Source organism: Ensifer sp. ENS11, assembly GCF_014851895.1.
GTDB lineage: Bacteria > Pseudomonadota > Alphaproteobacteria > Rhizobiales > Rhizobiaceae > Ensifer > Ensifer canadensis.
The window spans coordinates 23,664-49,511 of record NZ_JACVAN010000009.1 but is presented as its reverse complement, the minus strand read 5'-3'; the positions used below and the strand labels follow the sequence as shown (position 1 = coordinate 49,511).

The 25,848-nt window shown below is 60.1% G+C and carries 25 protein-coding genes and 1 other annotated feature; of the genes, 6 read left to right on the top strand and 19 right to left on the bottom strand.

The features are described 5' to 3' along the window. Positions 1 to 261: 261 nt before the first annotated feature. From IB264_RS18535 to IB264_RS18510, 6 genes are all read right to left on the bottom strand, one after another. On the bottom strand, positions 262 to 1,386 hold the full coding sequence (locus tag IB264_RS18535; RefSeq protein ID WP_192433894.1) for an ABC transporter substrate-binding protein: 1,125 nt from the start codon (positions 1,384 to 1,386) through the stop codon (positions 262 to 264). A 62-nt stretch (positions 1,387 to 1,448) separates the two neighbouring features. Beyond that, positions 1,449 to 2,450: an ABC transporter permease gene (locus IB264_RS18530; RefSeq protein WP_192433892.1), complete on the bottom strand. Its 1,002-nt coding sequence runs from the start codon at positions 2,448 to 2,450 to the stop codon at positions 1,449 to 1,451. Continuing rightward, entirely contained in the window at positions 2,447 to 3,427 is a 981-nt protein-coding gene (locus tag IB264_RS18525) for an ABC transporter permease (RefSeq protein WP_057225916.1), read from the bottom strand. The genes IB264_RS18530 and IB264_RS18525 overlap by 4 nt, the downstream gene beginning before the upstream one ends. Further along, positions 3,424 to 4,938, bottom strand: a complete 1,515-nt coding sequence (locus IB264_RS18520) for a sugar ABC transporter ATP-binding protein (protein WP_192433890.1) — start codon at positions 4,936 to 4,938, stop codon at positions 3,424 to 3,426. The genes IB264_RS18525 and IB264_RS18520 overlap by 4 nt, the downstream gene beginning before the upstream one ends. Beyond that, positions 4,935 to 5,783, bottom strand: a complete 849-nt coding sequence (locus tag IB264_RS18515) for a sugar phosphate isomerase/epimerase (protein WP_057207175.1) — start codon at positions 5,781 to 5,783, stop codon at positions 4,935 to 4,937. The genes IB264_RS18520 and IB264_RS18515 overlap by 4 nt, the downstream gene beginning before the upstream one ends. A gap of 7 nt (positions 5,784 to 5,790) precedes the next feature. After that, a complete protein-coding gene (locus IB264_RS18510) occupies positions 5,791 to 6,657 on the bottom strand; it encodes a sugar phosphate isomerase/epimerase (RefSeq protein WP_158071660.1) in 867 nt (288 codons plus the stop codon). Positions 6,658 to 6,819: 162 nt separating this feature from the next. Here IB264_RS18510 and IB264_RS18505 point away from each other — a divergent pair, with 162 nt between their 5' ends. Next, positions 6,820 to 7,854: an AraC family transcriptional regulator gene (locus tag IB264_RS18505; protein ID WP_057225917.1), complete on the top strand. Its 1,035-nt coding sequence runs from the start codon at positions 6,820 to 6,822 to the stop codon at positions 7,852 to 7,854. A gap of 1,191 nt (positions 7,855 to 9,045) precedes the next feature. Here IB264_RS18505 and IB264_RS18500 read toward each other — a convergent pair. Then, positions 9,046 to 9,291, bottom strand: a complete 246-nt coding sequence (locus IB264_RS18500) for a hypothetical protein (protein WP_084814252.1) — start codon at positions 9,289 to 9,291, stop codon at positions 9,046 to 9,048. A gap of 510 nt (positions 9,292 to 9,801) precedes the next feature. Here IB264_RS18500 and IB264_RS18495 point away from each other — a divergent pair. Then, positions 9,802 to 10,050: a hypothetical protein gene (locus tag IB264_RS18495; protein ID WP_084814018.1), complete on the top strand. Its 249-nt coding sequence runs from the start codon at positions 9,802 to 9,804 to the stop codon at positions 10,048 to 10,050. 181 nt (positions 10,051 to 10,231) lie between these two features. After that, on the top strand, positions 10,232 to 10,528 hold the full coding sequence (locus IB264_RS18490; protein WP_192433888.1) for a PRC-barrel domain-containing protein: 297 nt from the start codon (positions 10,232 to 10,234) through the stop codon (positions 10,526 to 10,528). 139 nt (positions 10,529 to 10,667) lie between these two features. Here IB264_RS18490 and IB264_RS18485 read toward each other — a convergent pair whose 3' ends face one another. Then, positions 10,668 to 10,844, bottom strand: a complete 177-nt coding sequence (locus tag IB264_RS18485; protein WP_192433886.1) for a hypothetical protein — start codon at positions 10,842 to 10,844, stop codon at positions 10,668 to 10,670. Continuing rightward, positions 10,845 to 10,900 (top strand) — a sequence feature (sul1 is cis-regulatory element that is thought to sense ions involved in sulfur or methionine metabolism; They are found in Alphaproteobacteria). Positions 10,901 to 10,971: 71 nt separating this feature from the next. Here IB264_RS18485 and IB264_RS18480 point away from each other — a divergent pair. Beyond that, positions 10,972 to 12,438: a SulP family inorganic anion transporter gene (locus IB264_RS18480; protein ID WP_192433884.1), complete on the top strand. Its 1,467-nt coding sequence runs from the start codon at positions 10,972 to 10,974 to the stop codon at positions 12,436 to 12,438. 170 nt (positions 12,439 to 12,608) lie between these two features. Here the strand turns inward: IB264_RS18480 and IB264_RS18475 are convergent, their stop codons facing one another. Genes IB264_RS18475 through IB264_RS18465 form a run of 3 tightly spaced genes read right to left on the bottom strand, consistent with a single transcriptional unit; the run spans position 12,609 to position 15,368 of the window. Then, the gene (locus IB264_RS18475; protein ID WP_192433882.1) at positions 12,609 to 13,190 is read right to left on the bottom strand and encodes a flavodoxin; all 582 of its coding nucleotides are present in this window, start codon (positions 13,188 to 13,190) and stop codon (positions 12,609 to 12,611) included. 20 nt (positions 13,191 to 13,210) lie between these two features. Further along, entirely contained in the window at positions 13,211 to 14,200 is a 990-nt protein-coding gene (locus tag IB264_RS18470) for an aldo/keto reductase (protein ID WP_057225927.1), read from the bottom strand. A 10-nt stretch (positions 14,201 to 14,210) separates the two neighbouring features. Further along, on the bottom strand, positions 14,211 to 15,368 hold the full coding sequence (locus IB264_RS18465) for an aldo/keto reductase (RefSeq protein ID WP_057225929.1): 1,158 nt from the start codon (positions 15,366 to 15,368) through the stop codon (positions 14,211 to 14,213). Between the two features lie 213 nt (positions 15,369 to 15,581). On the opposite strand from IB264_RS18465, the gene IB264_RS18460 reads away from it, so the two are divergent. Then, the gene (locus tag IB264_RS18460) at positions 15,582 to 16,472 is read left to right on the top strand and encodes a LysR family transcriptional regulator (RefSeq protein WP_025430281.1); all 891 of its coding nucleotides are present in this window, start codon (positions 15,582 to 15,584) and stop codon (positions 16,470 to 16,472) included. 291 nt (positions 16,473 to 16,763) lie between these two features. Here the strand turns inward: IB264_RS18460 and IB264_RS18455 are convergent, their stop codons facing one another. The 7 genes from IB264_RS18455 to IB264_RS18425 form a co-directional block, all read right to left on the bottom strand. Next, the gene (locus IB264_RS18455) at positions 16,764 to 18,383 is read right to left on the bottom strand and encodes a dihydroxyacetone kinase subunit DhaK (protein ID WP_057225932.1); all 1,620 of its coding nucleotides are present in this window, start codon (positions 18,381 to 18,383) and stop codon (positions 16,764 to 16,766) included. A 12-nt stretch (positions 18,384 to 18,395) separates the two neighbouring features. Next, positions 18,396 to 19,391 (bottom strand): ABC transporter ATP-binding protein, encoded by a 996-nt coding sequence (locus tag IB264_RS18450; RefSeq protein ID WP_192433880.1) that lies wholly within the window; start codon positions 19,389 to 19,391, stop codon positions 18,396 to 18,398. Then, entirely contained in the window at positions 19,384 to 20,481 is a 1,098-nt protein-coding gene (locus tag IB264_RS18445; protein WP_025430284.1) for an ABC transporter ATP-binding protein, read from the bottom strand. The genes IB264_RS18450 and IB264_RS18445 overlap by 8 nt, the downstream gene beginning before the upstream one ends. Before the next feature lie 3 nt (positions 20,482 to 20,484). Beyond that, positions 20,485 to 20,673, bottom strand: coding sequence for a hypothetical protein (locus IB264_RS18440; RefSeq protein ID WP_025430285.1), 189 nt, complete (start codon positions 20,671 to 20,673; stop codon positions 20,485 to 20,487). Further along, a complete protein-coding gene (locus IB264_RS18435) occupies positions 20,670 to 21,611 on the bottom strand; it encodes a carbohydrate ABC transporter permease (protein ID WP_025430286.1) in 942 nt (313 codons plus the stop codon). Before IB264_RS18435 ends, IB264_RS18440 begins: the two co-directional genes overlap by 4 nt. Next, a complete protein-coding gene (locus tag IB264_RS18430; RefSeq protein ID WP_171520030.1) occupies positions 21,608 to 22,555 on the bottom strand; it encodes a carbohydrate ABC transporter permease in 948 nt (315 codons plus the stop codon). Before IB264_RS18430 ends, IB264_RS18435 begins: the two co-directional genes overlap by 4 nt. Before the next feature lie 101 nt (positions 22,556 to 22,656). After that, complete coding sequence (locus IB264_RS18425) at positions 22,657 to 23,994, bottom strand: ABC transporter substrate-binding protein (RefSeq protein WP_107026987.1); 1,338 nt, start codon at positions 23,992 to 23,994, stop codon at positions 22,657 to 22,659. Positions 23,995 to 24,269: 275 nt separating this feature from the next. Between IB264_RS18425 and IB264_RS18420 the strand changes: the two genes are divergently transcribed. Continuing rightward, entirely contained in the window at positions 24,270 to 25,292 is a 1,023-nt protein-coding gene (locus IB264_RS18420) for a LacI family DNA-binding transcriptional regulator (protein WP_192433924.1), read from the top strand. Positions 25,293 to 25,539: 247 nt separating this feature from the next. Here the strand turns inward: IB264_RS18420 and IB264_RS18415 are convergent, their stop codons facing one another. Further along, the gene (locus tag IB264_RS18415; RefSeq protein ID WP_025430290.1) at positions 25,540 to 25,836 is read right to left on the bottom strand and encodes a hypothetical protein; all 297 of its coding nucleotides are present in this window, start codon (positions 25,834 to 25,836) and stop codon (positions 25,540 to 25,542) included. Positions 25,837 to 25,848: the final 12 nt, after the last annotated feature.

Below are 25,848 nucleotides of genomic sequence, written 5' to 3'. Positions count from 1 at the left end.
GACGCAACCAACGTGGCATCGGCCTTCGGCGACGCGGAGGTTATAGCAAAGGGGCTGGCGTTGGTGACATTGACAGGCTGGGCGCAAAAGGCGTCACCTTTTCGCTCTGTAACCGGCCAGCGCTATGATGGTATGGCCGCGTTCAGATTTCCGGTCGGCCTGTACCCGGCAATTCGCGGGCCGAGGAACGTCGTCTCTATGGACCGGTCCAGCGAGGGAGACGACGGAAGGGGCCGCGCTGTCGCGCAGCCCCTCTTCTTCTTACTGACCACCCCATGCTGCCGGATAGTCGGGCAGCTTTTCGCAGCCGCACATGGCATGATGTAGCGGCGGCATCTTGTCGTTGACGTACTGGTCGAGCGTCTCGGCTGTGATCGCCGGCTGCGGCATCACCCATTCCGGACCCGGGACCGGTTCACCCTTCAGCACGTTCACGGCCGCAATGATGGGCGTGCGCCACTGATAGGTCGGGTAGGTCGGCGCAATCGCCTTGAAGCCTTCGGCCTTCCATTTCATCAGAAAGTCCTGCTGGTCCTCCCCGGTGATAACAGGCAGGGGCAGACCGGAATCTTCGAAAGCCTCCAGCGCTGCAACGGCGGTGGCGCCGGCATCCATCCAGACCGCGTCGATCGTGCCGCGCTGCAGATAGTCCTCGACGATCGACTTGGTCTTGGCGTTGTCGCCCTCGGTGAACTCCTCGCCGATGACGTTCAGCCCCTTTTCCTTGAAGATGTGCTTGGCGGCGGACGCACGGGTCTCCAGTACGTCGACGCCGGGCACGATGCGCAGCATCAGCACGTTGGCGCCGGCCGGCGCATTGGCCGCCACGAATTCGCCGGCCTGGATGCCGAAGCCATAACCGCCGACCGGGTGGATGAAGGTGACCGGGCATTTTGTGTTGACGCCGCGATCGAAGACGATGACGGGCAGCTTGGCACAGGCCTTCTCGACGGCCGGGGTCAGCGCCGCGGTTGTGTTCGGCGAGACGATCAGAGCCGAGCATTTGCCGCCATTGATCAGATCGTCGATGTCGGAGATCTGCTTGTCGTCGGAGCCTTCGGCATCGACATGGATGAGCTCCTTGATTTCCGGATGGAGCTTCACTTCAGCCTGCATGTTCGTCCAGCCGGTCACGCGCCAGGCATTGTTGACCCCGGCGTTCGAGAAGCAGATCGTGTAGGGACCTTCCTTCTTGAACTTTGCGGTGTCGGCCATTTGGTCACCGTAATGTTGCGCCCAAGGCTCCCCGTCCGGGCCATTGGCCTTGGCTGTCAGTAACTCGCGCTGCCTGGCGAATTCGGCAGGGTCATCGAAGTTCAGTTGTTGGGCCTGCGCGGTGCTGGCGATGAGGGCAGCCGAAAGGGCGGCGGTCAGCAGTCTTTTCATGTCTCACTCCCATTTGATCATGACTTTTCAGTTCCTCCCGACGGCCCTTCGGCCGACGAAACTCAGGTCCCGCCGGCGCGGTTGCGCCGATAGGTGGCAAGCACGACGGCGACGATCAGGATCACGCCCTGCACGACATCGCGCACCGGTTTCGGCAAGCCAATGAAATTGAGCAGCGTGAAGATTGCAGTCAGCGTCAACGCGCCGGCGATCGACGCGGGCACCGAGCCACGCCCGCCCAGAAGCTGCGCACCACCGATGACGCAAGCCGTGATCGCCTGCAGCTCGTAGCCGACGCCGACATCTGTCGAGACGCCCGCAAAACCGCCGAGCAGAATGCCGGCCGTCACGGCGCTCAGAGACGACACGACGAAGGCGGTGATGCGAACCCGCTCGAGCGGGACGCCCGACATCTGCGCCGCCCGCGGATTGTCGCCGATCGCATGCAGCATGCGGCCGAGATTGGTGCGATGCATGAGCCAGAACAGGCATATGCCGACCGCAAGCAGCACCAGCAGCGCAACCGGCAGGAACTGAATGAGCGGAATGCCCTGGATATTGACGCGCCCGAAGAATCGGAAAGTCTCTGGCAGGTAGCCGCGCGGCGATCCGCTCGACCACATGAAGGCTGCACCGTTCAGAGTAATCATCATGCCGAGTGTGGCAATCAGCGAGGGGACCCTCAGAAAGCTGACGACGAGACCGTTGATCACGCCGACAGCAAGCCCAACGGCGTACATGACCAGGATCACCCACCATGTCGCATCGGCACTGTTGTTGAGCAGCATCGATGAACCGACCACCGTCAGCGTGATCAGCGAGCCAACGGATAGATCGAATCCACCAGAGACGATGACATAGATCTGGCCGGCGGCGAGGATCGCCAGCGGCGCGGCACGCTTCAGGAAATTCATGTATCCGGGGGGCTCTACGAAGTTCGGGTTCGACAGCGTGATGGCGACGATCAGCGCTGCAAGCACGAAGAAGACGGGATTGATCTTCGGGAAGCGGCCGCTTCTCGAGGTGCCGGGCGTCTCTGCAGAGCCGATGGTTTGCTGAATCATGCCACTATCCTCTTCGAACGCACGGCGTAGAAGGCGACGGCTGCGACAATGATGATGCCGCGCATCACCTGCTTGGCGAAGGCGTCGACGCCGGTGAGATTAAAGATGGAGTCGATCAGCGAGAAGATGATGACGCCCGCGACGGTGCCCCAGATCCCGCCTTTGCCGCCGGAGAGGATCGTCCCGCCGATGACCACGACGGCGATCGATTCCAGGTCGTATGCACCCTCCGTGCCGATCCAGGGCGAACCGGACTTCAGGCGACTTGCGAGATAGAGGCCCGCCAGTGACGCACACAGGCTGCAGATGATATGGCTCGCCATCACCACGCGGCCCGTCTTGATGCCTGCTGCACGCGCGGTGTCGCGATTGCCGCCGACTGAGTAGATGTTGGACCCGAAGCGAGTGAGCCGCAGCAGGACCCAGGCAGCAAGAACGACCATCGCCAGCACGATGAGGCTGAATGGCAATCCCAGCACAGTGCCATAGGCGAAGAACTGGAACGCATCCGGGACCGAACCTGCGAACTTGCCGTGGAAGGATGCAAGGCAACCCTGAATGATGAGCGCCATGCCCAGCGTCGCGATGAGCGGATTGACCTCCAGCCTGATAATCAGCAGCCCGTTCAACGTGCCGACCAGAACACCCATCAGCAGCACCGCGAGGACGGCAGGCACCATCATCGCCGGATCACCGTTCATGATCGCCGACGAGACCACCGCCGACGCGGAAATGAGATGCGCCACCGACAGGTCTATCGAGCCGACGAGAATGGCGAAGGTCTGGCCGACAGCGGTCATGCCGAGCGCGATGGAGCGGTTGAGGATGGAGATCGCCGCTTCCGGTGTCAGGAACCGCGTCAAACCAAGGCTGAGCGCGATAGCGATGTAGATCAGAAGCGCGGCAGCTAGCAGCAGGGCCGGCGAATAGCGCTCAATGCGCGAAGTGGGGCGTTTGGTGAAGATCGCCGTGTTCATGCCGCCACCGCCTCTTCGCCGGTTGCAGCGAGCATGACCTCGGCCTCCGACACGCCGCGCTGGAACGCTGCCACCAATTCGCCGGCGCGCATGACGAGGATGCGGTCGGCAGCACCGAGCACCTCCGGCAGGTCGGACGAAATCATTATGATCGCCGTACCCTTGCGGGCGAGATCGCGCATGAGGTGGTAGATGCCGGCCTTGGCGTTGACGTCGATGCCGCGGGTCGGTTCGATGAAGATCAGCAAGCGTGGCGCCAGTGCCAGCCAGCGCGCAACAATTGCCTTCTGCTGGTTTCCGCCGGAGAGCGCCTTGATTTCCTGGGAAAAGCTGCCGGCGCGCACGTCGAGGTCCTGCAGCAGCCTATCCATCTCCTCAGTGGAGGCGAACACGGTCGCATCAGCCTTGCCAGCGAGCGCCGACAGCGCCCTTGCCGTCAGCATGCCATTGTCCGTGACCGACTGCATGAGCACCAGCCCTTCGGCCTTGCGATCTCCCGGCAAAAGGCCGATGCCTGCGCGGATGGCGTCGCGCGGGTTGGTGAACCGCGCCGGCTTGTCGTCAAGCATCACCTCGCCCCTGATGAAGGGCGAAAAGCCGAAAATCGCCTGGGCGAGCGCAACGCGCCCTGCCCCTTGCAATCCGGCAAAACCGACGATCTCGCCGGCGCGAAGTTCGAAGGAAATGTTCTTCAGCCGCTCGTTGCCGGCATTGCGCACGGAGAGCACGGCATCACCAATCTCCTGCGACGTCGCCGGCGCCGCATAGAAATCGCCGATATCGCGGCCGACCATGGCGCGTACGATCACATCGGGCTCCGGCACTTCGTCGAAGCTCGCGGCCGTTTCGCCGTCCTTCAGCACAGTCACCCGATCGGCAAGCCGCGTGATCTCGCGCATGCGGTGCGTGATATAGACGATCGCCACACCCCTCATCTTCAGCGTGTCAACGAGGCCGAACAGCACCTCGCATTCCGCCTCGTTCAGGGCGGCAGTCGGCTCGTCCATCACGATCACCCGTGCATCGAGCGACACCGCCTTGGCGATCTCGACCAGTTGCTGGCTTGCGACATCGAGGTCGGCGACAACCGTGTCGGGTTCGATCCGATGCGACGAGCCGAACAGCGAGAGCACGCGTCGCGCCTCCTGGTTCATCGCCCCGTGGTCGACGAGGCCGAACCGCGTCGGCTCGCGGCCGAGAAAGATGTTCTGCGCCACGGTGCGCTCGGGTAGTAGCGAGAATTCCTGGTAGATCACCGCGATGCCGGCGCGGATCGCATCGAGCGGATGAGTGAAATGTCGCTCCTCTCCGCCCACGACGACGGCGCCGCCATCCAGTCGGTAGACGCCGGAGAGGATCTTCATCAGCGTAGACTTGCCGGCGCCGTTCTCGCCGGCCAGTGCGTGGACCTCACCCGGATAGGCAACGAAGCTCACACCTTTAAGCGCCTTCACGCCAGGGAAGTTCTTGGTGATGCCGCGCATCTCGATTGCGGGAGACGGATTGCTCATGCTTGTGCCCATGTCTTGCGAATGAACGTCGCGCTTTCGGAAAAGAGCGTCTCGAAGTCGGGAAACAGCGGCCGCCAGACGCGGGTTGCCGTCGCAATTGCCGGAAGTCCGGCGCCGAATGCTTCAAGGGTCAGCCAGCCGTCATAACCGATCTCCTTCAAGATCTTGAACATTGCGGCGAAGTCTATGTGTCCCCGTCCCGGGATGCCACGATCGTTCTCAGAGACGTGAAAGACGCCGATGTCGCTGCCGATCAGGCGAATGGCCGCCTCCGGCCGACGCTCTTCGACGTTGGCATGAAAGGTGTCGTACATGATCTTGAAGGCTGGATGCCCAACCCGGTCCACATAGGAGCGGGCCTGCTCCATGGTGTTCAGGTAATAGGTCTCGAAGCGATTGAGGGGCTCGAGGCTCAGATGCATACCGTTTGCCGCAGCCCGCTCCGCCAGTGCCCGATGTGCGTCGGCGCCGTATTTGAGCTCGTCCTCGCTCGCCCCGGCCCCGGTGAAGAACCCGATCGGTGCATGGAAGGGCCCACCCATACTTTCGGCCCCAAGGGCGATGGCGCAATCCAGGGCCCAGTCGAGATGGGCAAGGCCGCGCGCTCGTACGTCCGCGTCACAACTGACCGGGTTGGCGTCCGGCGTCGGAACGATCGACGTGGTCGATCGGCCGATGCCGAGCGTGTCGAGCTCCTTGCCCAGGCGCTCATAGTGGCTGACGGCACCTTTAAGGACCGGGACCTCGACCCCGTCATAACCGAGGTCGCGCAGCCGTCCGATGCTGGCCAGGTGCCTGTCCTCGACGAAGTCAGTCAGACAGAGAAGGTTGATGCCCAGGTTCATGGCGCGCTCAGTGCAGCTTGATGCCGAGGTCGCGGCAGGTCGCGCGAATCCAAGACAGGGATTTCTCGATCATCGGGCCGGCGGCTCCCTCGCATTCCAGGCTGAGCACGCCGTCGTAGCCGTGATCGCGCAGTATCGCGAGGCAGGCCTTGATGTTGTCGGCATTGACACCATCGCCGAGCGCGCAATGGCTGACCGCGATGCCGGTCTGCCCGCCACGAACCGCAGCGGCGAGCGATTGCGAAACATCCTTGACGTGAACGTGGCTGACCTTGTCGACGAAGCGCGGCAGAAACTCCGTCGGCTCCTGACCGGCGATGAAGGTGTTGCCGGTGTCCATGTTCATGCGCAGCCATCGGGAATCGACGAAGGCAAGCATGCGCTCCATGAATTCGGGGCGCGTGGTGAAATGCCCGTGCGGCTCGATATTGACGATGATTTCGTGCGCTTCCGCGACCTCGATGATCTTCTCGTAGCTGCGCTTCATGAGCGCCATCGATTCTTCTTCGCTCAGCCCCGGCGGCATATGGAGCCCGTCGGTCGTGTCGACGCAAGGGCTGCCGGCCTGCGCGGCCCAGGCAATCGATTTCAGCACGTAAGGCACGCCGCGCAACGGGCCATCTTCGCCGGAAAGCGGATAGGCGGCATCGACCTGGGAGAAGCGCACGCCGTAGCGATCCATCTTCCGACGCAGTAGTGCGGGATCCTCGTAAAGCGCGACATGCGGCTGGTAGCCGAGACCATGAATCCAGCTGACCCCGTCTATCAGGCCACACTCGATGAAGTGCACATCGTTGTCGCTCGCCCATTGCAAGCATTTTTCGAACGACCAATAGGCCGAGTTGAACGCGTCCGTGTGGAAACCTATCCGCACCGGCAAATCCTCCCTGATTCTCCTCCATGCCGTTGAGTTTCAACGACAAATCACGAAGCGCCTCCGTTTGCCGCTTGATGATGACGCAGCATTGCGCAATAAAGGAGCGTCCGCGTTCGAAATAGAGGACTGGTAAATTTTGAACATCGGCGGGGGAGAGCGATGAGCAAAGTCAACAATGAGCGAGCCGTCGGCCGGCCGGCGGTTTTCCGTGAGCCGGGTGCCCTGCTCTATGCCGGGAACTGCCAGGACCTGATGAAGGCGTCTCTTGCCGGACAGGTCTCGCTCAACGCATGGACGCGACGCGGCTATCCGGGCATCGACCTCGGCCACGCCTTGCCACAGGTCTGTTCCGTTGGCGGTTGGGATGCGACGAACCCGCAGGACTGGGGTCTGCGCGAACATTGCAACGAAGGCGTCAAGATCGCCTATCTCGCACGCGGCTCTCTCACCATTACGATGGACGGCCGCAAGACCACGCTCAGCGAAGGCCAGATGTTCGTCGTCCGGCCGTGGCAATTGCATGCGCTCGGCGACCCCAATATCGGCGCAAGCCATATCGTCTGGGTGCTGATGGACATGGGCGTGCGCCGCCCGCATGAAACCTGGCTCTGGCCCGATTGGATCGGCTGGCCGGAACGGGATCGCAAGCGGCTGAGCGAGCTTCTGTCCAAGAACGAGCAGATTTCCTATCTCGCCTCGCGCGAAGTCGCGCGCACCTTCATGGATATTCACGAGGTGGTGGCGAGCCGTGACATCCATGGCGGTGAAGCGCGCCTGCGCCTGCTGATCTCGATGATGCTGCTCCAGTTCCGCCAAATGCTGGAAAGCCAGGCGCCGGTGCTGGATCTGGCACTCGCAAGTTCCAAGCGCACGGTCGAGATTTTCCTCAAGCGCTTGAGGCATGCCCTCGACGAAGACTGGACCCTGGAGAACATGGCTGTCGAATGCAATCTCTCGCGCACCCAGTTCACCCAGCATTGCCAGGTGCTGACCAACATGACGCCTGTGCGCTACTTGCAGATGTTGCGCCTGAACGCGGCGCGCCAACTGCTCGAAAGTGGCCAGCAGTCCGTCACCAACGTTGCTTATGACTGCGGCTTCTCCTCGAGCCAATATTTTGCCACCTGCTACAAGAAGCGCTTCGGCTTCTCGCCCATTGAGACGCCGCGACAGCAGACGATGATGACCAGCTGAGCTTCCGTCAGGAGGCATCCCCCTACCGAACGAAGATCTGGTTGGCACAGGGGCGCCGGCGCTATGCGCAAAGAGAGCTTTGGAAGGACCGGCGTCTCGAGCGTTACGCGGACATGGCCAGGAATGACCATCAGCGACGAATCAAACCGGTTGCGGGACGTTTTTTCCTATCCGGTTGGTCCTCGTCTTCGGCTGCAATCACACCTGGCCCTGGATCCACGCCAGGAATTTGCGAACAGCCTTCCCGTTGCCGCGCCGATCCAGATGCACGAGTTTGGTCAGGTCGTAGCTTTGACTGCCTGCGAGCTGGCGACAACGTCAAATTCCGCCTCAACTGCCTTGCGACGACGGCGGCCTATCGAAGCAATCGAGTGTCTGCACTACCTAGATCCTTATCAGGCCAGGATACTTCGGGTTGCCCGCTGGTCTGCCAGGGAAACAAGGTCAGCCGTGCAAGAGCCTGGGCCCTGCGGTACTCGAACTCAAATCGAAGGAGGAGACGTTGGAAGACGCTGAAATTGAAAGACGTGCCAGACAGCTATGGGTTAGAGAGAACCCTAATCGACCATGGCTCCCGCTATCTCAAAGGGCCGAACTCGGACAGGACATGTCGGCTAGTGCGACCGAGGAAGACAGGAAGCGCTATATTGAACGGGTTCGAAGTGGCGAGTAGGCTCAAGCCACTAAGCTTGGGAGGTCAAAACATGGGTCGTCGTCATCATCCTTGCAATTGTCTTCCTGCTTCCGGGAAAGACGACGACTGAAACAGCGACGCCGCCAGCGACCACCACCGAACCGACGAGTGCGCAGCCCTCGACAACGGCGCCCGCTCAATAGAGGCGCATGCGTCGGAGTAAATATAAGCATCGGGCCCAACAAAAAAGGCCGGGGCGCGCTGGCTCCGACCTTCTTTTTTGTCGCTTCCAAGACTAGTGCCAGTACATCCGTGGTCAAGAGTCGAAAGCAGTGCGCGATTGCCAGCCTGGAGTTATCTCATGCTCGACAGATGCGCGTATACCAGTTTTATAGGACGACGGGTTTTCCGAAACAAGCTGTCCGTTTGGGCTATGACCTACGCCATATGCAGCCAAATAGGGATCAGATACTCATCCTCGACCACCAAAATGAGTGGCAGCAGACAACGAGGAAAAGCCCCATCCGCGACCCGGTGAACCCTAGAAAACACGACGATTACCTTCCCTCGGCCGCAGGCCAATCGTTTGAAGGTTCATCAATAGTGGTCTTCGCTGTGTCGTCGTCTGCGGGGTCTGGATCGCGGATCAAGGCGCTGCGCAGACCATCGACATCCTCAAGGATGGCGGCGAAAACATCTTCCTGCTGAATGCCCGCCACGACGAACAGGTCTACCAACCCCTCAAGTCGCAGTCGAAGATCCTCGCGCCATGCCTGCGGATCTTCCTCAATCGCAATCGTCATTTTCGACCTTTCTTGCGGCTCGTCGGCCATTGAGAAAAAGCGCATTCTCTAATCGGTCGGGTATGCGGTCCTTGGCAATGTGACGCCGCCGGCCTCTAGCTCTGTTTCTTCTTCCACCGCGGCAAGTCGGGCACTGGTTGCGTCCAAAATAGCCGTCAGAAATTCTACACGGCCCCATCCGACCAAGTGGGCTTCTTCGACAAGGAGCTGCACCGCGTAGTCAACCGCCTGGTCGAGCTCGACCTTCCGCTCCGATGTGCCTGGGGGCTGATTTGGAGGATCAATCATTGCATTCCTCAAACCGAAGATGGTGACGTCACAGAACGCCTGAAATATGAACCCCGTGTTCGGAAAATCGTTCCAAAACTTCTCAATCGAAAATCCGGCTTTTCGGGTGCGCCGCAGCCCTACGCAGACAAGGCACCGCTATTGATAAGGGCCGGTCGGCCATTTGTGGAACCTCCCCACCCCATTGTCAGTTCCTCCTTCACACCAACAAGGAGAAACTCCATGGCAAAGAATGACCTTACAACCGGCTTCACTGGCACACCCACCGAACCACCTACTGGCGTTCGCAAAGTAGCAAAGACAGCGGGAGATGTGGTGAAGCGCGAAACCAGTGCTGTGGCTGCTGCGGCCGCGGACCACCCACATACCGCAACGGGTTTGGTGCTTACGATCGGCGCCCTTGCCTTCGCGATCGGCTACATTATGGGGCGATCGTCGATCGACGACACTAGGCAGGGCTATTGGCGGTAGGAGGCGCGCTGGCGCTTGGAACGCTGTAGTGGATAGCAGCGTCTGTTTGCCGCTGTCCGCCGGTCTCGGCGGGTTAAGCGCGGCACGCCATCGCACTCAGACGCAGAGTACCAATCGCGCTCGAATGGAACACTTTCCTTCCAATTAGGTTTCACCAGTTCATTTCAAAGGAGAAACGAAGATGGATCACACTAATCACGTCCGCCTCGCAGCCACAGAACTCACGCCCGCGGTCCTGGAAGGTGCGACAGTTTACGGAGCGGATGACCATAAGGTCGGCAAAGTTGATCATGTGCATGGAGCGGGCGCCGGCAGCAGCGTTATCATTGACGTCGGCGGCTTCCTCGGCATAGGCGCCAAGCCGGTCGCGGTTCCCCTTACCGATCTCGATTTCATGCGGGATGAGGACGGCGACGTCCACGCTATCACGACATGGACCAAGGATCAGCTTAAGAAGATGCCCGAGCATCGCCATTAGCCACTGTAGCCCGGCCTATGTGCCGGGCTTCCTCCGACTGTGGTCAAAAGCACCGCAGACGGCGAATATCTCCGATCTGATCACATTCGTTCAACGTGCGCACATTGGCGGACTCCCTCACGGAGCTACGGTAAGTCCGCTACGAAGATAGCCGGATGCAACGTATGTCGCCGACCGCCACAAAACTCACGCCTTGAGCGGCGATGAACCAGAGGTCATCGACAGCCAGCATGGTCGGCAGCTCCAAAACGATGCGCGGCAGGCTCCGTTGCATGTTGCATTGCGGAATAAATGAGGTCATAAAAAAATCACTCACCACGGACCCGGTGAAACTCCGGGTGGCTCTTCTGGCCGCCGATCCGCCAGACCACGCAAAACCTGCATGCCAACTTCAGAAACCGCTCGATCGAGCGCGTTCGCCATGCTTTGCGAGAACACATCAGATGCAATTTTCCTCCATCCGTCGGGATTGGTCCGCCGCCCCTATGCGCGAAATGCTCGCCGGGGCCGTCGCGACGTTCGCCTTGATCCCCGAGGTCATCGCCTTTTCTTTCGTCGCCGGCGTCGATCCTCAGGTCGGCCTATTCGCCTCCTTCATCATCGGCATTGTCATAGCTTTCACGGGCGGGCGTCCTGCCATGATTTCCGCTGCGGCAGGATCGGTCGCGCTCGTCGCAGCACCCCTCGTCCACGCGCATGGGCTGCCCTATCTCTTTGCCGCCGGATTGCTCGCGGGCATCTTCCAGATAGTGTTTGGGCTCCTTCGGCTCGGCGTTCTCATGCGTTTCGTTTCGAAATCTGTCCGCACAGGCTTCGTCAACGCGCTTGCGATCCTGATCTTTGGAGCCCAGCTACCGCACATCATTGGCGGCGACGGGCTTGCCTACAGCATGCTGGCGGCAGGACTTGCGGTCATCTACCTTGCCCCAAGGGTCACCACGGCGATCCCATCGCCGTTGATCTGTATTTTGGTTCTGACCCTGGTATCGATCTCGTTACAACTCCCGGTGATGACCATTGCCGATCTCGGCAAGTTGCCTGACTCTCTTCCGATCTTTGGCTGGCCCACCGTTCCCCTGACACTGGAAACCCTGAGGATTATCGCAGGGCCGGCGCTCGCCATCGCCATGGTCGGCCTGCTTGAATCTATGATGACGGCCAGTGTGGTGGATGATCTGACGGGAACACCGAGTTCGAAGAACAGGGAGTGCACGGGCCTCGGCATTGCAAATGCCGCGGCAAGCCTGTTCGGCGGGATCGCAGGCTGCGGCATGATCGGCCAGACCATCAGCAACGTGAAGTACGGCGGACGCGGCCGACTATCCACGCTGTTTGCCGGGGCATTCCTGCTGGTGCTGATGGTGTTGCTGAAGCCATGGGTGTCTCAGGTTCCGGTCGCAGCACTGGTGGCCATCATGGTAATGGTGTCGATCGACACGTTCGATTGGTCTTCATTGCGCAGTGTGATCGTTCACCCCAAGGTGTCGAGCGCGGTCATGATCGCGACCGTCCTCGTCACGGTGTTTACCTCGAACCTGGCACTCGGCGTGGCAGTGGGCGTCCTTCTAAGTGGCGTTTTCTTCACATTCAAAGTCGCCCGCCTCTTGCGGGTTGAAACCGCGGTCGACGCTGCTGCCGGACGTTTGACATATCGCGTGTCGGGCCAGGTGTTCTTCGCGTCGGCCGACATCTTCGTCGAGGCATTCGATATAGAAGAGGCAAGTGGCATGGCTGTTCTGATCGACGTATCACAGGCACACTTCTGGGACATCACCGCCGTCGATGCTCTGGACAAGGTGGTGGGACGTTACAAGGCGCATGGTATCGCCGTAGATATCCTGGGCCTGAACGAGGCGAGTGCCACGTTGATCGGGAGCCTGAATGGGGCGATGAAGCTTAAAGAGGTCTGATCCAGATTATTTGATCCTCAACAAGAGCTGGCCATGGACGCCAAGGACCATGGCCAGCTCTTGTTAAGGTTCTGTCGGCCAACAGCGGCCATCACAATCGTCACGCTTTTGTGGCCGAAGCCGACCTGGCGGCCGGCACCAGAACCAGTATCTCGGGCAAAAATCCGACCTCACTTGGGGGCACCCAAGCGGTCGAGCCAGTCTGTCACCCTTTCAATCGTCTGTCGTTCCTGCGGCGCCTGCATGGAGAAGCCCTCGACCAGGTTCACGGTCGGCGCGTGCGTTGCGAGGACCGACAGGCTATCGCCAAGCCCGTAACCGCCATGGGTGATGAGTGGCGCAATGGTTTTGCCCGATAGGTCATGCGCGGAAAGAAACGACCGTATCACCGGAGGCGCCGTCATGCCCCAGATCGGAAAACCGAGGAAGATCGTGGCATAGCTGGCGACGTTGTCCACCGTCGCCCTCAAGGGCGGCTTATAGCCTTGGTCGCGTTCCGATTGCGCCTGCGCGACCGTCTCGAAATAGTCGTCGGGATACGGTTGTTCCGGCTCGATCTCGAATAGATCTGCGCCCAGGGCACGGCGGACCTGCCGGGCGACAACCCGCGTGTTTCCGCTGCGCGAAAACACCGCCACGAGCGGCTTCTTGCCCTGTTGGGCCACGGTGGCGGACGCGCTGCCCGCCGCAAGGGTGAGGAACAGCGGCGCCGTGAGAAGGCCCCTCCGGGTCGGATTGCCGAAATCAGTCACGACGGTTCACCTGCCTTTGATTAGAGCCCGGTCATCTTGAGCGATGCTTCGGGAAGACGCTCGCCACGGACCTCGATTTTGGAGACCTCTGCATCGATCTCGGCAAGATCATTAGGCGCCAGCTCCAGATCGGCACTTTCAAGGTTTTCTTCCAACCGATGGAGCTTGGTGGTGCCGGGAATCGGGACGATCCAGGGCTTTTTCGCCAACAGCCAGGCGAGCGCGATCTGCGCGGGCGTAGCACCTTTGCGATCGGCCACTGCCTTGACCACGCCCACCAGCGCCATGTTCGCCTTGCGCGCTTCGGGTGTGAACCGCGGCACGTGGTTGCGGAAATCCGTCGGATCAAAAGCCGTGTTCTCGTCTATCTTGCCGGTGAGGAAACCGGCACCGAGCGGGCTGAAGGGAACAAAGCCGATGCCAAGTTGCTCGAGCGCCGGCAGAAGTTCGGCCTCCGGTGCGCGCCAGAACAGCGAGAATTCGCTCTGCACCGCGGTCACGGGCTGGACTGCATGGGCGCGGCGGATGGTCTGGACGCCGGCCTCCGAGAGACCGAAGTGCTTGACCTTGCCTTCGGCGATAAGCTCCTTGACGGTGCCGGCCACGTCTTCGATCGGCACGGCCGGATCGACACGGTGCTGATAGAAGAGGTCGATGCGATCCGTTCTCAGCCGCTTCAACGCGGCCTCCGCCACCGCCTTGACATGTTCGGGGCGGCTGTTGGTGCCGCCGTTGCGCGCGCCGGTCTCAAGGTCGATGTCGAAGCCAAACTTCGTGGCAATGACGACCTTGTCGCGGATTGGTCGAAGGGCTTCCCCCAGCAATTCCTCGTTGGCGAAAGGTCCATAGGCTTCTGCCGTGTCGAAAAGCGTCACGCCCAGGTCGTGCGCGTCGTGGATGAGCTGGATCATCTCACTCCTATCCCCAACGGAGCCGTAGACGCCCGTCATACCCATGCAGCCAAGGCCGAGGGCCGACACTTCAAGATTTCCGAGATATCTGTGCTTCATTGTTTATGCCTTACTTCTTCTCAGGCGCCTCGACGGCCGAGTAGGCCAGAACGGCATCGGGCAAGCGCTGGCCGCGCACCTTTATGGCAGAGACTGCGGCATTGAGTTCTGTGGTCTCTTCGGCGCTGAAGCTGATCGAAGTGGCGCCGATATTCTCAAGCAGGTGCGGCATCTGTGTCGTCCCGGGAATCGGAACAACCCACGGCCTTTGCGCCATCAGCCACGCTAGCGCGATCTGAGCCGGGGTCGCCTGCTTCCGTTCGGCCCAGTCATTCAACAATGTCACAAGCGCCAGGTTCGCCGGCAGGTTTTCCGGCGAGAAACGCGATTCGATCCCGCGGATGTCGCCCTGGGCAAAACGCGTCCGCGCGTCGATTGCACCCGTCAAGAAACCGACACCAAGCGGGCTCCATGGAACGAAACCGATGCCGAGTTCCTCGCAGACCGAAAGCACTTGATCTTCAGGCCCACGCCACAGCATCGAATACTCGCTCTGGACGGCCGACACGGGAAGTGCGGCGTGAGCGCGGCGCAATGTGTTAATCCCCATTTCGGAAAGGCCCCAATGCAGGACCTTGCCCTGGTCCATGAGGTCCTTGACTACATCAGCGACATCCTCGATCGGAACGTTCGGATCGACGCGGTGCTGGTAGAGAAGGTCGATGCGGTCCGTGCGCAGACGCTTGAGCATGCCGTCAACCACAAGCTTGATGTGATCCGGACGACTGTTGAGGCCGGGACGGCGCTCGCCGGTTTGGAGGTCGATGTTCCATCCGAATTTCGAGGTGATCACGACGTTATCTCGGAACGGTTCGATGGCTTCGCCAAGAATCCGCTCGCACTCATGCGGGCCATAGGCCTCTGCGGTATCAAAAAAGGTGACGCCGCGCTCATGGGCCGCACGGATGATGTTGATCATCGCCGGCCGGGACGGGATCGTCGTCTGATAGGTCCGGCCCATGTTCTGAACACCAAGGCCGACGCTTGAGACTTCCAGCGTTCCAAGCTTTCGCCGATCGCTCGACTGGACTGAGGCAGAACTGTCCGCGGTCCCTGCCTGTGCAAAGGCCGGCGAACTCGCACTGGCGAGCAGGGGAGCCAGCGCAAGACTTCCCGCCGCGCCGAGGAAGCCTCGACGGCCGATTGTCGTTGTGTCCTCATTCGTCATGTCTTTCGTCCTTCCCTGTGATCGGTTTGCAGACCGTTACCCATCGACCGTCGTGTTTCGGGGCCGAGTGCGTTGCGAACGCAGCCGGAAGAAGCTGGAAGAGATCCGAGTGTCCGGCTGCCCGCACCATTGAGTTCCAAGGTAGCGCGTGACGCCGATGGCGATTAGATGCCATAATCCGCATGAACCTTTTAGATGAGCTAACAAATCCAGATGGAAAACTTCAACGATCTCGCCGCCTTTGCGGTTATCGCCAGGGAGAAAAGCTTCACGCGGGCTGCTGCAAAACTTGGCGTCTCACCGTCGGCACTCAGCCAGACCATGCGCAATCTCGAGGAGCGACTGGGTCTGCGGCTTTTGACCCGCACGACGCGCAGCGTCTCGTCGACGGAAGCCGGCGAGCGCCTGCTGCGAACGGTTGCGCCGCGCTTCGAAGAGATCGAAGCCGAATTGGTCGCTTTGGGTGAGCTTCGGGACAAGCCGGCCGGGACGGTTCGCCTCACGGCCGGTGAACATCCCGCGATCTCGATCCTTCAGCCCGCGCTCAAACGATTTCTCCCTGATTATCCCGACATCGCGGTGGAAATCATCGTCGACTACGGCCTCACCGATATCGTCGCCGAAGGCTATGATGCCGGGGTGCGCATGGGCGAGCAGGTCGCCAAGGATATGATTGCAGTGCGCATTGGCCCCAATATGCGCATGGCGGTCGTGGCGTCGCCAGCCTATTTCGAGCGGCATCCGCTTCCACAAACCCCGCAGGACCTGACCGCCCACACCTGCATCAACATCCGTCTCCCGACCTATGGCGGGCTATTCCCTTGGGGTCTGGAAAAGGACGGACGCGAGGTGAAAGTGCGTGGAGAGGGGCAACTCGTGTTCAATAGCCTGAGCATGCGATTGTCCTCGGCCTTGGACGGACTTGGCGTCGCCTATATGCCCGAAGACCAGGTACTCGCTCATGTTGCCGAGGGACGGCTGGTGCGCGTTTTGGAGGATTGGTGCCCCTCCTTCCCCGGCTATCATCTGTATTATCCGAGCCGTCGGCAGCAATCGCCTGCTCTCGCATTGCTGGTGGACGTTCTGCGGTATCGCGGCAGCTGAACGGACTGCGCTTGATGCCTTGAGCCCACGTCACAATGTAGTGCGTCAGGCACATGCAGGGCCCGGCAATGGCGAGGCAGTGAACGAAGAAGCCCGCGACAGAGTAGCAAAGGTAAGTGGCCCGGTGCGGCGCACCAAGGCCTTTCCGGTGCACGATCCACCGTCGCTCGGCACTCAGCCGGCAAGGATTTGGTTGCCATCAAGGGCGATATCTCGCTGCCAAGGCGGCGCAATGACCGCCTCGGCATGGATCTGGGCGAGCGCAACCTGCAACGCAGATGCGCTCGAGCATCACGCCGCCAGGTGTTCGAACAGCCGGGCGACGGCCTCCGCGCCCGGATCGACATGGCCCTCCAGTTGTCGCGCGTTGATATAGGCTGCGCGACCGGCATTGGCCTTGAGGAGCGTCGCCGTCAGGTTGGCCCCTTCCCGAGCCGCCAGAGCGGCCGAACGGACACCGTCGCTGAGTGCGTCGAGAGCCGGGGAAAGCGCGTCAACCATGGTGCGGTCACCGAGACGCGCGCCGCCGATTTCCTGCATCCGGGCAAGTCCTGCCTTCAGCGCATCGCGCATGGGAAGGCCGCTCGATGCAGCGTCGCCAGCCGCGGCGAAGAAAATCGCCAGCAGCACGCCCGACGATCCGCCCATCGTCTGGCTGAGTTCCTGGCCGATCGCGCGGTAGAGTTGGGTATGATCGGAGAGTGGCAGCCGGTCGATCGCATTGATCAGGGCGCGTGCGGCGCCAGCCAGTGTCGAGCCGGTATCGCCATCGCCCGACTTGGCATCCAGCGCATTCAGATCTTCCTCGGCTGCAACCAGGATCCGGCAGCATTTGACAATGAACTCGCGTGTCTCCCTGTGTTCGGACGACAGCGGCGCAATTGGCGTCAACCCATCGGGCAGCATGTTGACGATGACCGGTTTGACCGCCGACACGCCGGGCCATGCCGCCATGGAAACCGGTGCGCTCAGCGCCGCTATTTCCGCTTCGTCAGCTGGATAGACGGACACCGAAAAACCATGCATGTCGAGAGAGGTCATCATCGACGCGGGACCGACGATGTGCGAAATCCGCGCTCCGATCGAGGACGTGATCAGTTCGTGCGCTAGTACCGACATTTCCAGCGTTGAGGTGCCGCCGAGATTGTTGATGAGCGCCACATAGGATCTATCCTCCATGGCAGCTGCAAGTTTGCTTACGGCTGCTTCCATGGCCAGTCGAGCGTCGATGAAGTCAACTTGTTCGACACCGGCCTCCCCATGGATGCCAAGTCCAAGTTCGGCCATGTGGGCCGGAATGCGGTCTTCCTTTGGGGATCCAGGAACCGTACATGTATCAAGGGACATCCCTATGCTTTTCGATCCGGCGGCCACACGCCGGGCGGCCGCCGTCACCGTTTCAAGATCCGCACCGGCCTCGGCCAAGGCACCTGCAATCTTGTGAACGAAGAGAGTGCCTGCAACACCACGTGCTTGCGGCAACTCGGGCAATGCCACGTCATCGCCAATGATGACCATGCTGACATTGAGGCCGAAGGCACGGGCGCGTTCGGCGGCGAGACCGAAGTTCAGTCGGTCGCCGGTATAATTCTTGACGATCAGAAGGCAACCGGCCGGACCGGTGACCGCGAGAATGCCGGCAAGAACGGCGTCGACACTGGGCGAGGCAAAGACGTCGCCACAGACGGCAGCGGTCAACATGCCCGCCCCGACGAAGCCCGCATGCGCAGGCTCGTGCCCTGCCCCGCCGCCGGAAACCAGCGCCACCTTGGACTTGTCCCAATCGTTGCGCAGAACCACGCGAATATGCGGGTAGCCGTCGAGTCGTGCCAGCGAGCCGCCGCTTATCGCCAGCAGGCCGTCGATCGCCTCGGTGACGACGTCTTCCCTCTTGTTGATGAATTGTGCCATGTGATCCTTCCTCTAAGCTAAGCGGATGCCGGCCGCGTCGAAATAGAGCGGCTTGTCCGGCTGAATTTTCACGGTGTCGCCACTTTTCAGCCTGGTGTGGGCGTCGGTGACGGTGATGAGGTCGTTTTTCTTGAAGGACAGATGAAGACGGGTCTGGTCACCAAGATGCTCGACCCGCCGGACCAATGCCTCCTGGCCGCTGCCCTGTGTAATGTGCTCGGGCCGCAAGCCGATGTGCGCCGCTCTGGATGGTGCGCCGGGAAAAGTGTCGGCGGGAATAATGTTGATGCGGGGCTGGCCGAGCTTTGTTGCCGCATAGATGCTCACCGGATGCTCGTAGACTTCACGCGGGGCGCCGAACTGCACCAGCCGGCCTTCGTGAAGCACGCCGATATGCGTTGCCATTGTCATTGCCTCGATCTGATCGTGGGTGACATAAAGCAGCGTGGCGCCGGACTTGGCCTGGATATTCTTCAGCTCGACGCGCAAATCGGCCCTGAGCTTGGCGTCGAGCGAGCTCAAAGGCTCGTCCATGAGATAGATCTGCGGCGTGCGAACGAGCGCGCGGCCAATGGAGACACGCTGCATTTCGCCGCCCGAGAGCGCCGTCGCCTTGTTGTCGAGTTTGTGGGAGATCTGCAGCACCTCGGCGATCGCATTGACCTTGCGGTCAATCGCCTCGCGTGGCGTCTTCAATAGCGGTGATTTCAACGGGAATTCAAGGTTCTGCCGCACCGTCAGATGCGGATAGAGCGAATACTGCTGAAACACCATCGCGACGTTGCGCTGCGCCGGTGAATGTCCCTCGACTGAGTGGCCGCCGAAATAGATATTGCCGCTATCGGGGCGATCGAGACCGGACACCATGCGCAGCGTCGTGGTTTTTCCGGCGCCCGTCGGCCCGAGGAGAACGACGAAGGAACCGTTCGGTATCGTCAGCGACACGTTGTCGAGCGCTGTATGATTGCCAAACTTCTTCGTCACGTTTTCAAGAACGACGTCAGCCATGGCGCAACACTCCCTCATTGGCTTCGGACAGAAGCGCCTGCCCTCTCACGCCCTCAAATATCGTCACGGTGGCGGGATCGAACTCAAGACCGATGATTTCCCCGGATCTGACAGCCTGCCTCGAGGAGGCACGCGCCTTGACCTCGCCGTTCGGCGTCGCCAGCGTAATGATCTGCGTAGTGCCGAGATATTCCGTGGCAAGCACTCTGCCGCGATACTCAGAGGAATCGGAAAAACGGATGTGCTCGGGCCTCACTCCCATTGTCAGCTTGCCCCTGGCCCCTTGCCGCGATGACGGAACATCGACCTTCTTTCCCGAAAGCTCGACGACAGTGCCGCCGGCATCGATCATGCCGTCAAAATCGAAGAAGTTCATGGCCGGAGAACCGATGAATTTTGCCACGAATTTGGTTGCCGGCCAGTCATAGATTTCCTGCGGTTTGCCGAACTGCTCAACGACGCCGTGGTTCATCACCACGATCTTGTCGCCCATCTGCATGGCTTCCAGCTGGTCGTGGGTGACGTAGACAGTGGTCGCACCGATCCGGTCGTGAAGTGCACGCAGTTCCTCGGCCATATGCTCGCGGAACTCCGCATCGAGCGCGCCAAGAGGCTCGTCCATGAAAAATGCCTTTGGGCGGCGCACGATAGCACGGCCGAGGGCGACACGCTGGCGGTCGCCGCCCGACAATCCGCCGACCGGGCGATCAAGGATCGTCTCGATCTTGAGGATGCGCGCCACATCTTCCACGCGTGCCTTGACCTCGGCCCGCGGCATGCCCTGGCTCAGCAGAGGGTAGGAAATGTTCTTGCGCACATTCATATGCGGATAGAGGGCGAACATCTGGAAGACGAAGGCGATGTCGCGCTGGCTTGCCGGCTTCATGCCGACTTCTTCGCCATCGATGAAGATTTCACCGCTGGTCGGCAGTTCCAGACCGGCCATCATTCGCAACGTTGTCGTCTTGCCGCAACCCGATGGTCCCAGCAGCATGAAGAATTCGCCGTCCTCCACTGTGAACGAGGAGGACTCGACGGCAGTGAATGCTCCGAACTCCTTGCGCACATTCTGAATTCTGATCTGTGCCATGGGTTACTCCGGAAAATGGCTGACGATGATGAACATGACAGTGCCCACCAGGGTCACGATGAACGAGTAGGAAAACATCGACAGTGCGAACGGCTGCATCAGCATGAACACCCCGAGCGCGATGAGGATCGAAGCGACCATCTCCCATGCGCCGCGCCGGAACCCGCGCAACCCCTTGATAAATTCGGTCATTTGCGAACAGCTCCGAATGTGATGCCACGCAACAGGTGTTTGCGAAGGACAATCGTGAAAATCATGACGGGAACGAGAAACAACGTTGCACCCGCAGCCACGGCCGGCCAGTCCTGGCCGCCGACGCCGATGATCGTGGGAATGAAGGGTGGTGCCGTCTGGGCTGTGCCGGAGGTCAAAAGAACGGCGAAGGCATATTCGTTCCACGCGAAGATCAGGCAGAAGATCGCTGTCGAGGCAATGCCGGTCATGGCTTGCGGAAGGACGACCTTGTAAAAGGCCTGAAAGCGGGTGTAGCCATCGATCAGCGCCGCTTCCTCGTATTCGATCGGGATTTCGTCGATAAAGCCCTTGAGCAGCCAGACCGCCAGCGACAGGTTGACCGCCGTGTAGAGCAGGATCATGCCGAGATGGGTGTCGTTGAGGCCAAGCGAGCGGAACATCAGGAAGATCGGGATCGCCACGGCAATCGGTGGCATCATGCGCGTCGACAGGATGAAGAACAGCAGGTCATCCTTGAGCGGTACCTTGAAACGGGAGAAGGCGTAGGCGGCGGCCGTTCCCAAGACGATGCACAGCACCGTCGAACCGAAGCCGATGATGATCGAATTCCAGAACCGTTCCATGAAGCGCGACGGGCCGGCGATGATAAAGCCATCCTTGCGCACGATGCGGTCGTACCAGGTCGTCGGTTCCCCAAGGGCTTTCACGTCCTCCTCCGTTGCCCGCGTGCGGGTGGTGAAGAGGTTCACATATCCTTCGAGGGTTGGCGAAAAGAACGTTTTGGGCGGATAGGCGATGGCATCGGAGGGCGACTTGAAGCTTGTTCCGATGATCCACAGGAGCGGCAGGATCGTGATCAGTGCGTAAAGGACCACAAGCGTTCCCGCGAACAATTTCTGGCGACCCGAAGGTTCTGTTACGGAATAGCTGCTCATCTCTGTTTCACCTTGTTCAGGGCTTTGACGTAGATCGATGCGAGACCGAAGACCGTCACGAAGAGGATGACCGCGTAGGCGGAGGCATACCCCGTGCGCCATTTTTCGAAGGCTTCGCGTTTCAGGTTGATGGACGTCAGCTCAGTGGTCGACCCGGGACCGCCGCCGGTCAGCTGCACCACAAGGTCGAACATCTTGAAGTTTTCAATGCCGCGGAAGAGGATCGCCAGCATCAGAAACGGAAGGACCAGAGGAATTGTGATCGTCCAGAACTGCCGCCATTTGCTGGCCCGGTCGCATTCCGCCGCTTCATAGATGCTGCCAGGGATGGACCGTAGCCCCGCCAGGCAAATCAGCATGACGAAAGGCGTCCACATCCAGGTATCGACGATTACGATGGCCCATGGTGCCAGCGGCACGTCGCCGATCATCGAAAAGGCGGACGGGTCGGTTCCGGTCAAGAACCCCACGGCGTAATTGAACAGGCCGATCTGCGGCTGGTAGAGAAATGTCCAGAAGTTGCCGACAACCGCCGGGCTCAACATCATCGGCAGCACGATGATCGTCGTCCACATGTCGTTGCCGCGAAATTTCTTGTTGATCAGATAGGCCAGCGCGAAGCCAATCAGAACCTGGAGGACGATCGTCCAGATCAGGAAATGGGCCGTTGCCTGCATCGTCAGCCAGACGTCCGAGTCTGTCAGGATATTGATGTAGTTCTTGAGGCCGACGAAACTGACCTCGGCATTCGGCCGATTGACCCGAAAATTGGTAAAACTCAGCCGGATTGTCCATATCAACGGAAAGATGTTGACGGCGAGCAACAGGAAGATCGACGGTGCCACGAAAAGCCAGGCAATGGCCCGATCCGAGAGCCCTTGGATGCGTTTGGCAACGACTGGTGGCGTTGCGCGTGCCGCCCGTTCGATCGATGAATCGAGCATAGTAGTCCCCTAATTCATAAGCAGATTGGTTCGCAGGACCGGCTAAAGAGCGCCGGTCCTGCACAGACATCTGAAGCCGCGAGGAGGTACGCGGTCAGCGTCTAGTATTTGCCTTCGTCGTCGAAGATCTCGGTCCAATCGGCAGCCAGGCCGTCAAGCGCTTCCTTGGCCGTGCCCTGACCGGCGACGACGTAGTTGTGGAAGCGTTTTTGCGAGGCCTGTAGGAGCGAGGCGTAGGACGGTTCCGCCCAGAAGTCCTTCACGATTGCCATGGAATCCAGAAAGGTCTGCGCGTAAGGCTGGCTCGTGGCAAAGCCGGGGTCTTCAACGACCGCGCGCAATGCGGAATAGCCCCCCAGCTGCCACCATTTGGCCTGGATATCGGGCTGAGCGAACCATTTGATATATTCAAGGGCAGCATCTTGCTTGTCTGATGCTGCGACTACGGAGATGCCCTGGCCGCCCAACTGCGCGAACTGCACGCCGTCGGGACCGGCCGGATTTGCGAAGTAACCAGACTTGTCGCCACCGACTTTGGGATCGGCATGGATGCCGGGCCAGGTGAAGGCGAAGTTCATCTGCAGGGCAACCTGGCCGGACTTGTAAGCGTCGATGTTCTCGGACATGTAGGCGTCGGACGATCCGGGAGGAGCGCAGCAATTATAGAGCTCCTTGTAGAATTCCAGACCTTTCACGGACTTGTCTGAATTGACAAACCCTTCGAGCTCATAGGGCTTGTCCGGATTCTGATATTCGAAGCCAAAGCTGTAGAGCACGTCCATCGCGCCCATTGTGATGCCCTCGGATCCGCGCTCGGTATAGATCGCGGCGCCGTAAACCTTGTTGCCGTCGATCTCGCGATTCTGGAAAAACGCGGCGATATCTTTGAGTTCTGCGAACGTCTTCGGCACGGCAAGATCGCGGCCGTATTTCTGCTTGAATTCCGCCTGCAGTTCAGGGCGAGAGAACCAATCTTTGCGATAGCTCCAACCAACGACGTCACCGAAGGCAGGCAGCGCCCAGTAGTTCGGCGAACCCTTCGGCCACTCGGCATAACCTGTGACGGTCGCCGGGATGAAATCGCTCATCTTGATGCCTTCCTTGCCAAAGAAGTCATTGAGCTTGACGTATTGGCCGTTTTCCGCCGCGCCGCCGATCCACTGGCTGTCGCCGATCATCAGGTCGCAAAGCTTGCCGCCGGAATTCAGCTCATTGAGCATACGGTCGGCGAAGTTCGGCCACGGCACGAATTCGAAACTCATCTTGTGGCCGGACTTGGCTTCGAAGTCCTTGCTGAGCGCAACAAGCGCATTGGCCGGATCCCAGGAAGCCCAGCACAGCGTCAAATCCTCGGCTTGCGCCTGCGTCGTTGCGCCCAGCGCCAAAAATGCGGTTGCGACACCGGCGCCAAGCGCCGATTTCAAATATGAACTTGGCATGGAAATCTCCTCCAGCGTGACACTCCGACCTCCATCGGCACGTGCCTCGCGCTCTCAACGAGTTGCGACAGACTCGAAGATTCGCCCTCCTTGGAGCGACCCTCCCCTCCAGCGTCGGCGCACTCCTCTGGCCGCTGCTGTTGTCAATCATATAACTGAGGTGCGCACCTCAGTGCAAGGTTTTTTTGAGGTGCGCACCTCAATTTCTTGCTTTTTCGCTTGTGCTGTTGGAAAAGAGGCGGTGGGCGGCAACAGGAGGATGGTGAAAAAAGATGATGCGACCGACGGCGAAAGACCTGGCGGAAGCAGCCGGATTGAGTTTGGCGACAGTCGATCGCGTTTTGAACGACCGGCCGAATGTCAGTGCTGGAGCCGTACGAAAAGTGAACGAAGCCATTGAACGAATTGGTTTTTTTCGCAATCCGGCGGCTGTTGTCCTGGCTCGCAACAAGCTCTACCGCTTTCGCTTCGTTCTCCCAAGCAAAGGCGATCAATATCTTCTGGAGCTGCTGCAACGTGTTCGGGAGGCAGGTCAAACGCTCAAATCCGAGTTGACGGAAATAACCGTCGATCAAATTCCAACGGACGATCCGCATCAGCTTTCACGGCATCTGGCCTCGATCGAACACGAAGAGGTGGATGGCGTCGCCGTCATGGCGCCTGAGTCACCACAGGTGCGCGACGCGCTCAGCCGGCTGATGCTGCGCGGCATTCATCTGGTCCAGTTTTTGTCCGGACAGGAAAAGTTGGAAACTGCAGACTTTGTTGGCGTCGACAACTTCGCAGCCGGTGCAACAGCGGGCAAGATCATTGGCCGGTTCCTCGGCCGGGAAGTCGGCAAGATCATGATCGTCGCGGAAACCATGGTGGCGCGCGACAGTATCGAGCGCCGCCGCGGCTTTGACAGCATCATCAATCAGCAGTTCCCTCACCTGACGAACCTGCCGTCGCTCGAGACCTATGGGGATGAACGGCGGGCGACAGCGATTATACGGCAAGTCATGGAACATAATCCGGATATCAGGGCCGCTTATGTCATGAGCCCGGAAAGCCGCGTGCCTGTTACGGCGATCAGGCAGCGTATGGACGCGCAAAAGATCGTCATCGTTGTCCACGAACGCACGCCCTTCAGCGAAGAAGCTCTCCGCAACGACCAGATCGATACCATTATTGCACAGGACCCCGGGCACGCGGTGCGCAGCGCCATCCGCATCATGCGCGCTCGCACCGATGAGCGCGAGCCGATCGCGTCGCAGGAAAAGATCCGTATTGAGGTCTTACTCAAGGAGAATTTGTGATCGAGGGATGCGAGGCTGCCACTCTCTTGTGGCGTCGAACATTCAAGAAATAGAGGTCGGCCGCGAAAATCTCAATGTTAAGCCGGCCTTGCTTTCGCTCCTGTCGAAATGCCCAGCTGATCTTTGCCCGGACCGGACGCAGGGAGTAGTCGCCCGGCGACAAAGGTCGCCAATCGACGCCAAGAACTGGGCTGGACGACGCTTCCTGGTGAGTTTCTGCTTGAAACCCGTGGGCCGGGCTTGGTCCCTAGCCGCGCTGAACCGCTAGGAAAACAGCTATAATCAAGAGCAGGAACAGCCCGGCTGCGGCCGCCGCTATGCCCAGGACAGCGAACCATGTCTGCGCGCTAAGAAGGCTTGGTCGCTGGCCGTCAGCCTTCTTCGTGCCGAGAAACGCCAAAGTTCCGAGGAGAACCGGCGTGCCTCCTCCAACGACCATCGCCATTGCGCCTTCCGGAGCAGTGGTTCGCCAGATCATTCCGAACAGGTAAATGCCGGCAATCGTCCCAACGATGAGGGCGCCAAAAATCAGAAGAATGCGCATTGCGACCCTTTC

Bases quoted from the DNA above. Each gene is read 5' to 3' on its own strand.
- IB264_RS18535 (WP_192433894.1), bottom strand. From the start codon at position 1,386: ATGAAAAGACTGCTGACCGCCGCCCTTTCGGCTGCCCTCATCGCCAGC.
- IB264_RS18435 (WP_025430286.1), bottom strand. From the start codon at position 21,611: ATGAGCAGCTATTCCGTAACAGAACCTTCGGGTCGCCAGAAATTGTTC.
- IB264_RS18480 (WP_192433884.1), top strand. From the start codon at position 10,972: ATGCAATTTTCCTCCATCCGTCGGGATTGGTCCGCCGCCCCTATGCGC.
- IB264_RS18430 (WP_171520030.1), bottom strand. From the start codon at position 22,555: ATGCTCGATTCATCGATCGAACGGGCGGCACGCGCAACGCCACCAGTC.
- IB264_RS18495 (WP_084814018.1), top strand. From the start codon at position 9,802: ATGGCAAAGAATGACCTTACAACCGGCTTCACTGGCACACCCACCGAA.
- IB264_RS18505 (WP_057225917.1), top strand. From the start codon at position 6,820: ATGAGCAAAGTCAACAATGAGCGAGCCGTCGGCCGGCCGGCGGTTTTC.
- IB264_RS18530 (WP_192433892.1), bottom strand. From the start codon at position 2,450: ATGATTCAGCAAACCATCGGCTCTGCAGAGACGCCCGGCACCTCGAGA.
- IB264_RS18415 (WP_025430290.1), bottom strand. From the start codon at position 25,836: ATGCGCATTCTTCTGATTTTTGGCGCCCTCATCGTTGGGACGATTGCC.
- IB264_RS18450 (WP_192433880.1), bottom strand. From the start codon at position 19,391: ATGGCTGACGTCGTTCTTGAAAACGTGACGAAGAAGTTTGGCAATCAT.
- IB264_RS18525 (WP_057225916.1), bottom strand. From the start codon at position 3,427: ATGAACACGGCGATCTTCACCAAACGCCCCACTTCGCGCATTGAGCGC.
- IB264_RS18420 (WP_192433924.1), top strand. From the start codon at position 24,270: ATGCGACCGACGGCGAAAGACCTGGCGGAAGCAGCCGGATTGAGTTTG.
- IB264_RS18465 (WP_057225929.1), bottom strand. From the start codon at position 15,368: ATGACGAATGAGGACACAACGACAATCGGCCGTCGAGGCTTCCTCGGC.
- IB264_RS18500 (WP_084814252.1), bottom strand. From the start codon at position 9,291: ATGACGATTGCGATTGAGGAAGATCCGCAGGCATGGCGCGAGGATCTT.
- IB264_RS18440 (WP_025430285.1), bottom strand. From the start codon at position 20,673: ATGACCGAATTTATCAAGGGGTTGCGCGGGTTCCGGCGCGGCGCATGG.
- IB264_RS18460 (WP_025430281.1), top strand. From the start codon at position 15,582: ATGGAAAACTTCAACGATCTCGCCGCCTTTGCGGTTATCGCCAGGGAG.
- IB264_RS18490 (WP_192433888.1), top strand. From the start codon at position 10,232: ATGGATCACACTAATCACGTCCGCCTCGCAGCCACAGAACTCACGCCC.
- IB264_RS18470 (WP_057225927.1), bottom strand. From the start codon at position 14,200: ATGAAGCACAGATATCTCGGAAATCTTGAAGTGTCGGCCCTCGGCCTT.
- IB264_RS18455 (WP_057225932.1), bottom strand. From the start codon at position 18,383: ATGGCACAATTCATCAACAAGAGGGAAGACGTCGTCACCGAGGCGATC.
- IB264_RS18515 (WP_057207175.1), bottom strand. From the start codon at position 5,783: ATGAACCTGGGCATCAACCTTCTCTGTCTGACTGACTTCGTCGAGGAC.
- IB264_RS18520 (WP_192433890.1), bottom strand. From the start codon at position 4,938: ATGAGCAATCCGTCTCCCGCAATCGAGATGCGCGGCATCACCAAGAAC.
- IB264_RS18445 (WP_025430284.1), bottom strand. From the start codon at position 20,481: ATGGCACAGATCAGAATTCAGAATGTGCGCAAGGAGTTCGGAGCATTC.
- IB264_RS18425 (WP_107026987.1), bottom strand. From the start codon at position 23,994: ATGCCAAGTTCATATTTGAAATCGGCGCTTGGCGCCGGTGTCGCAACC.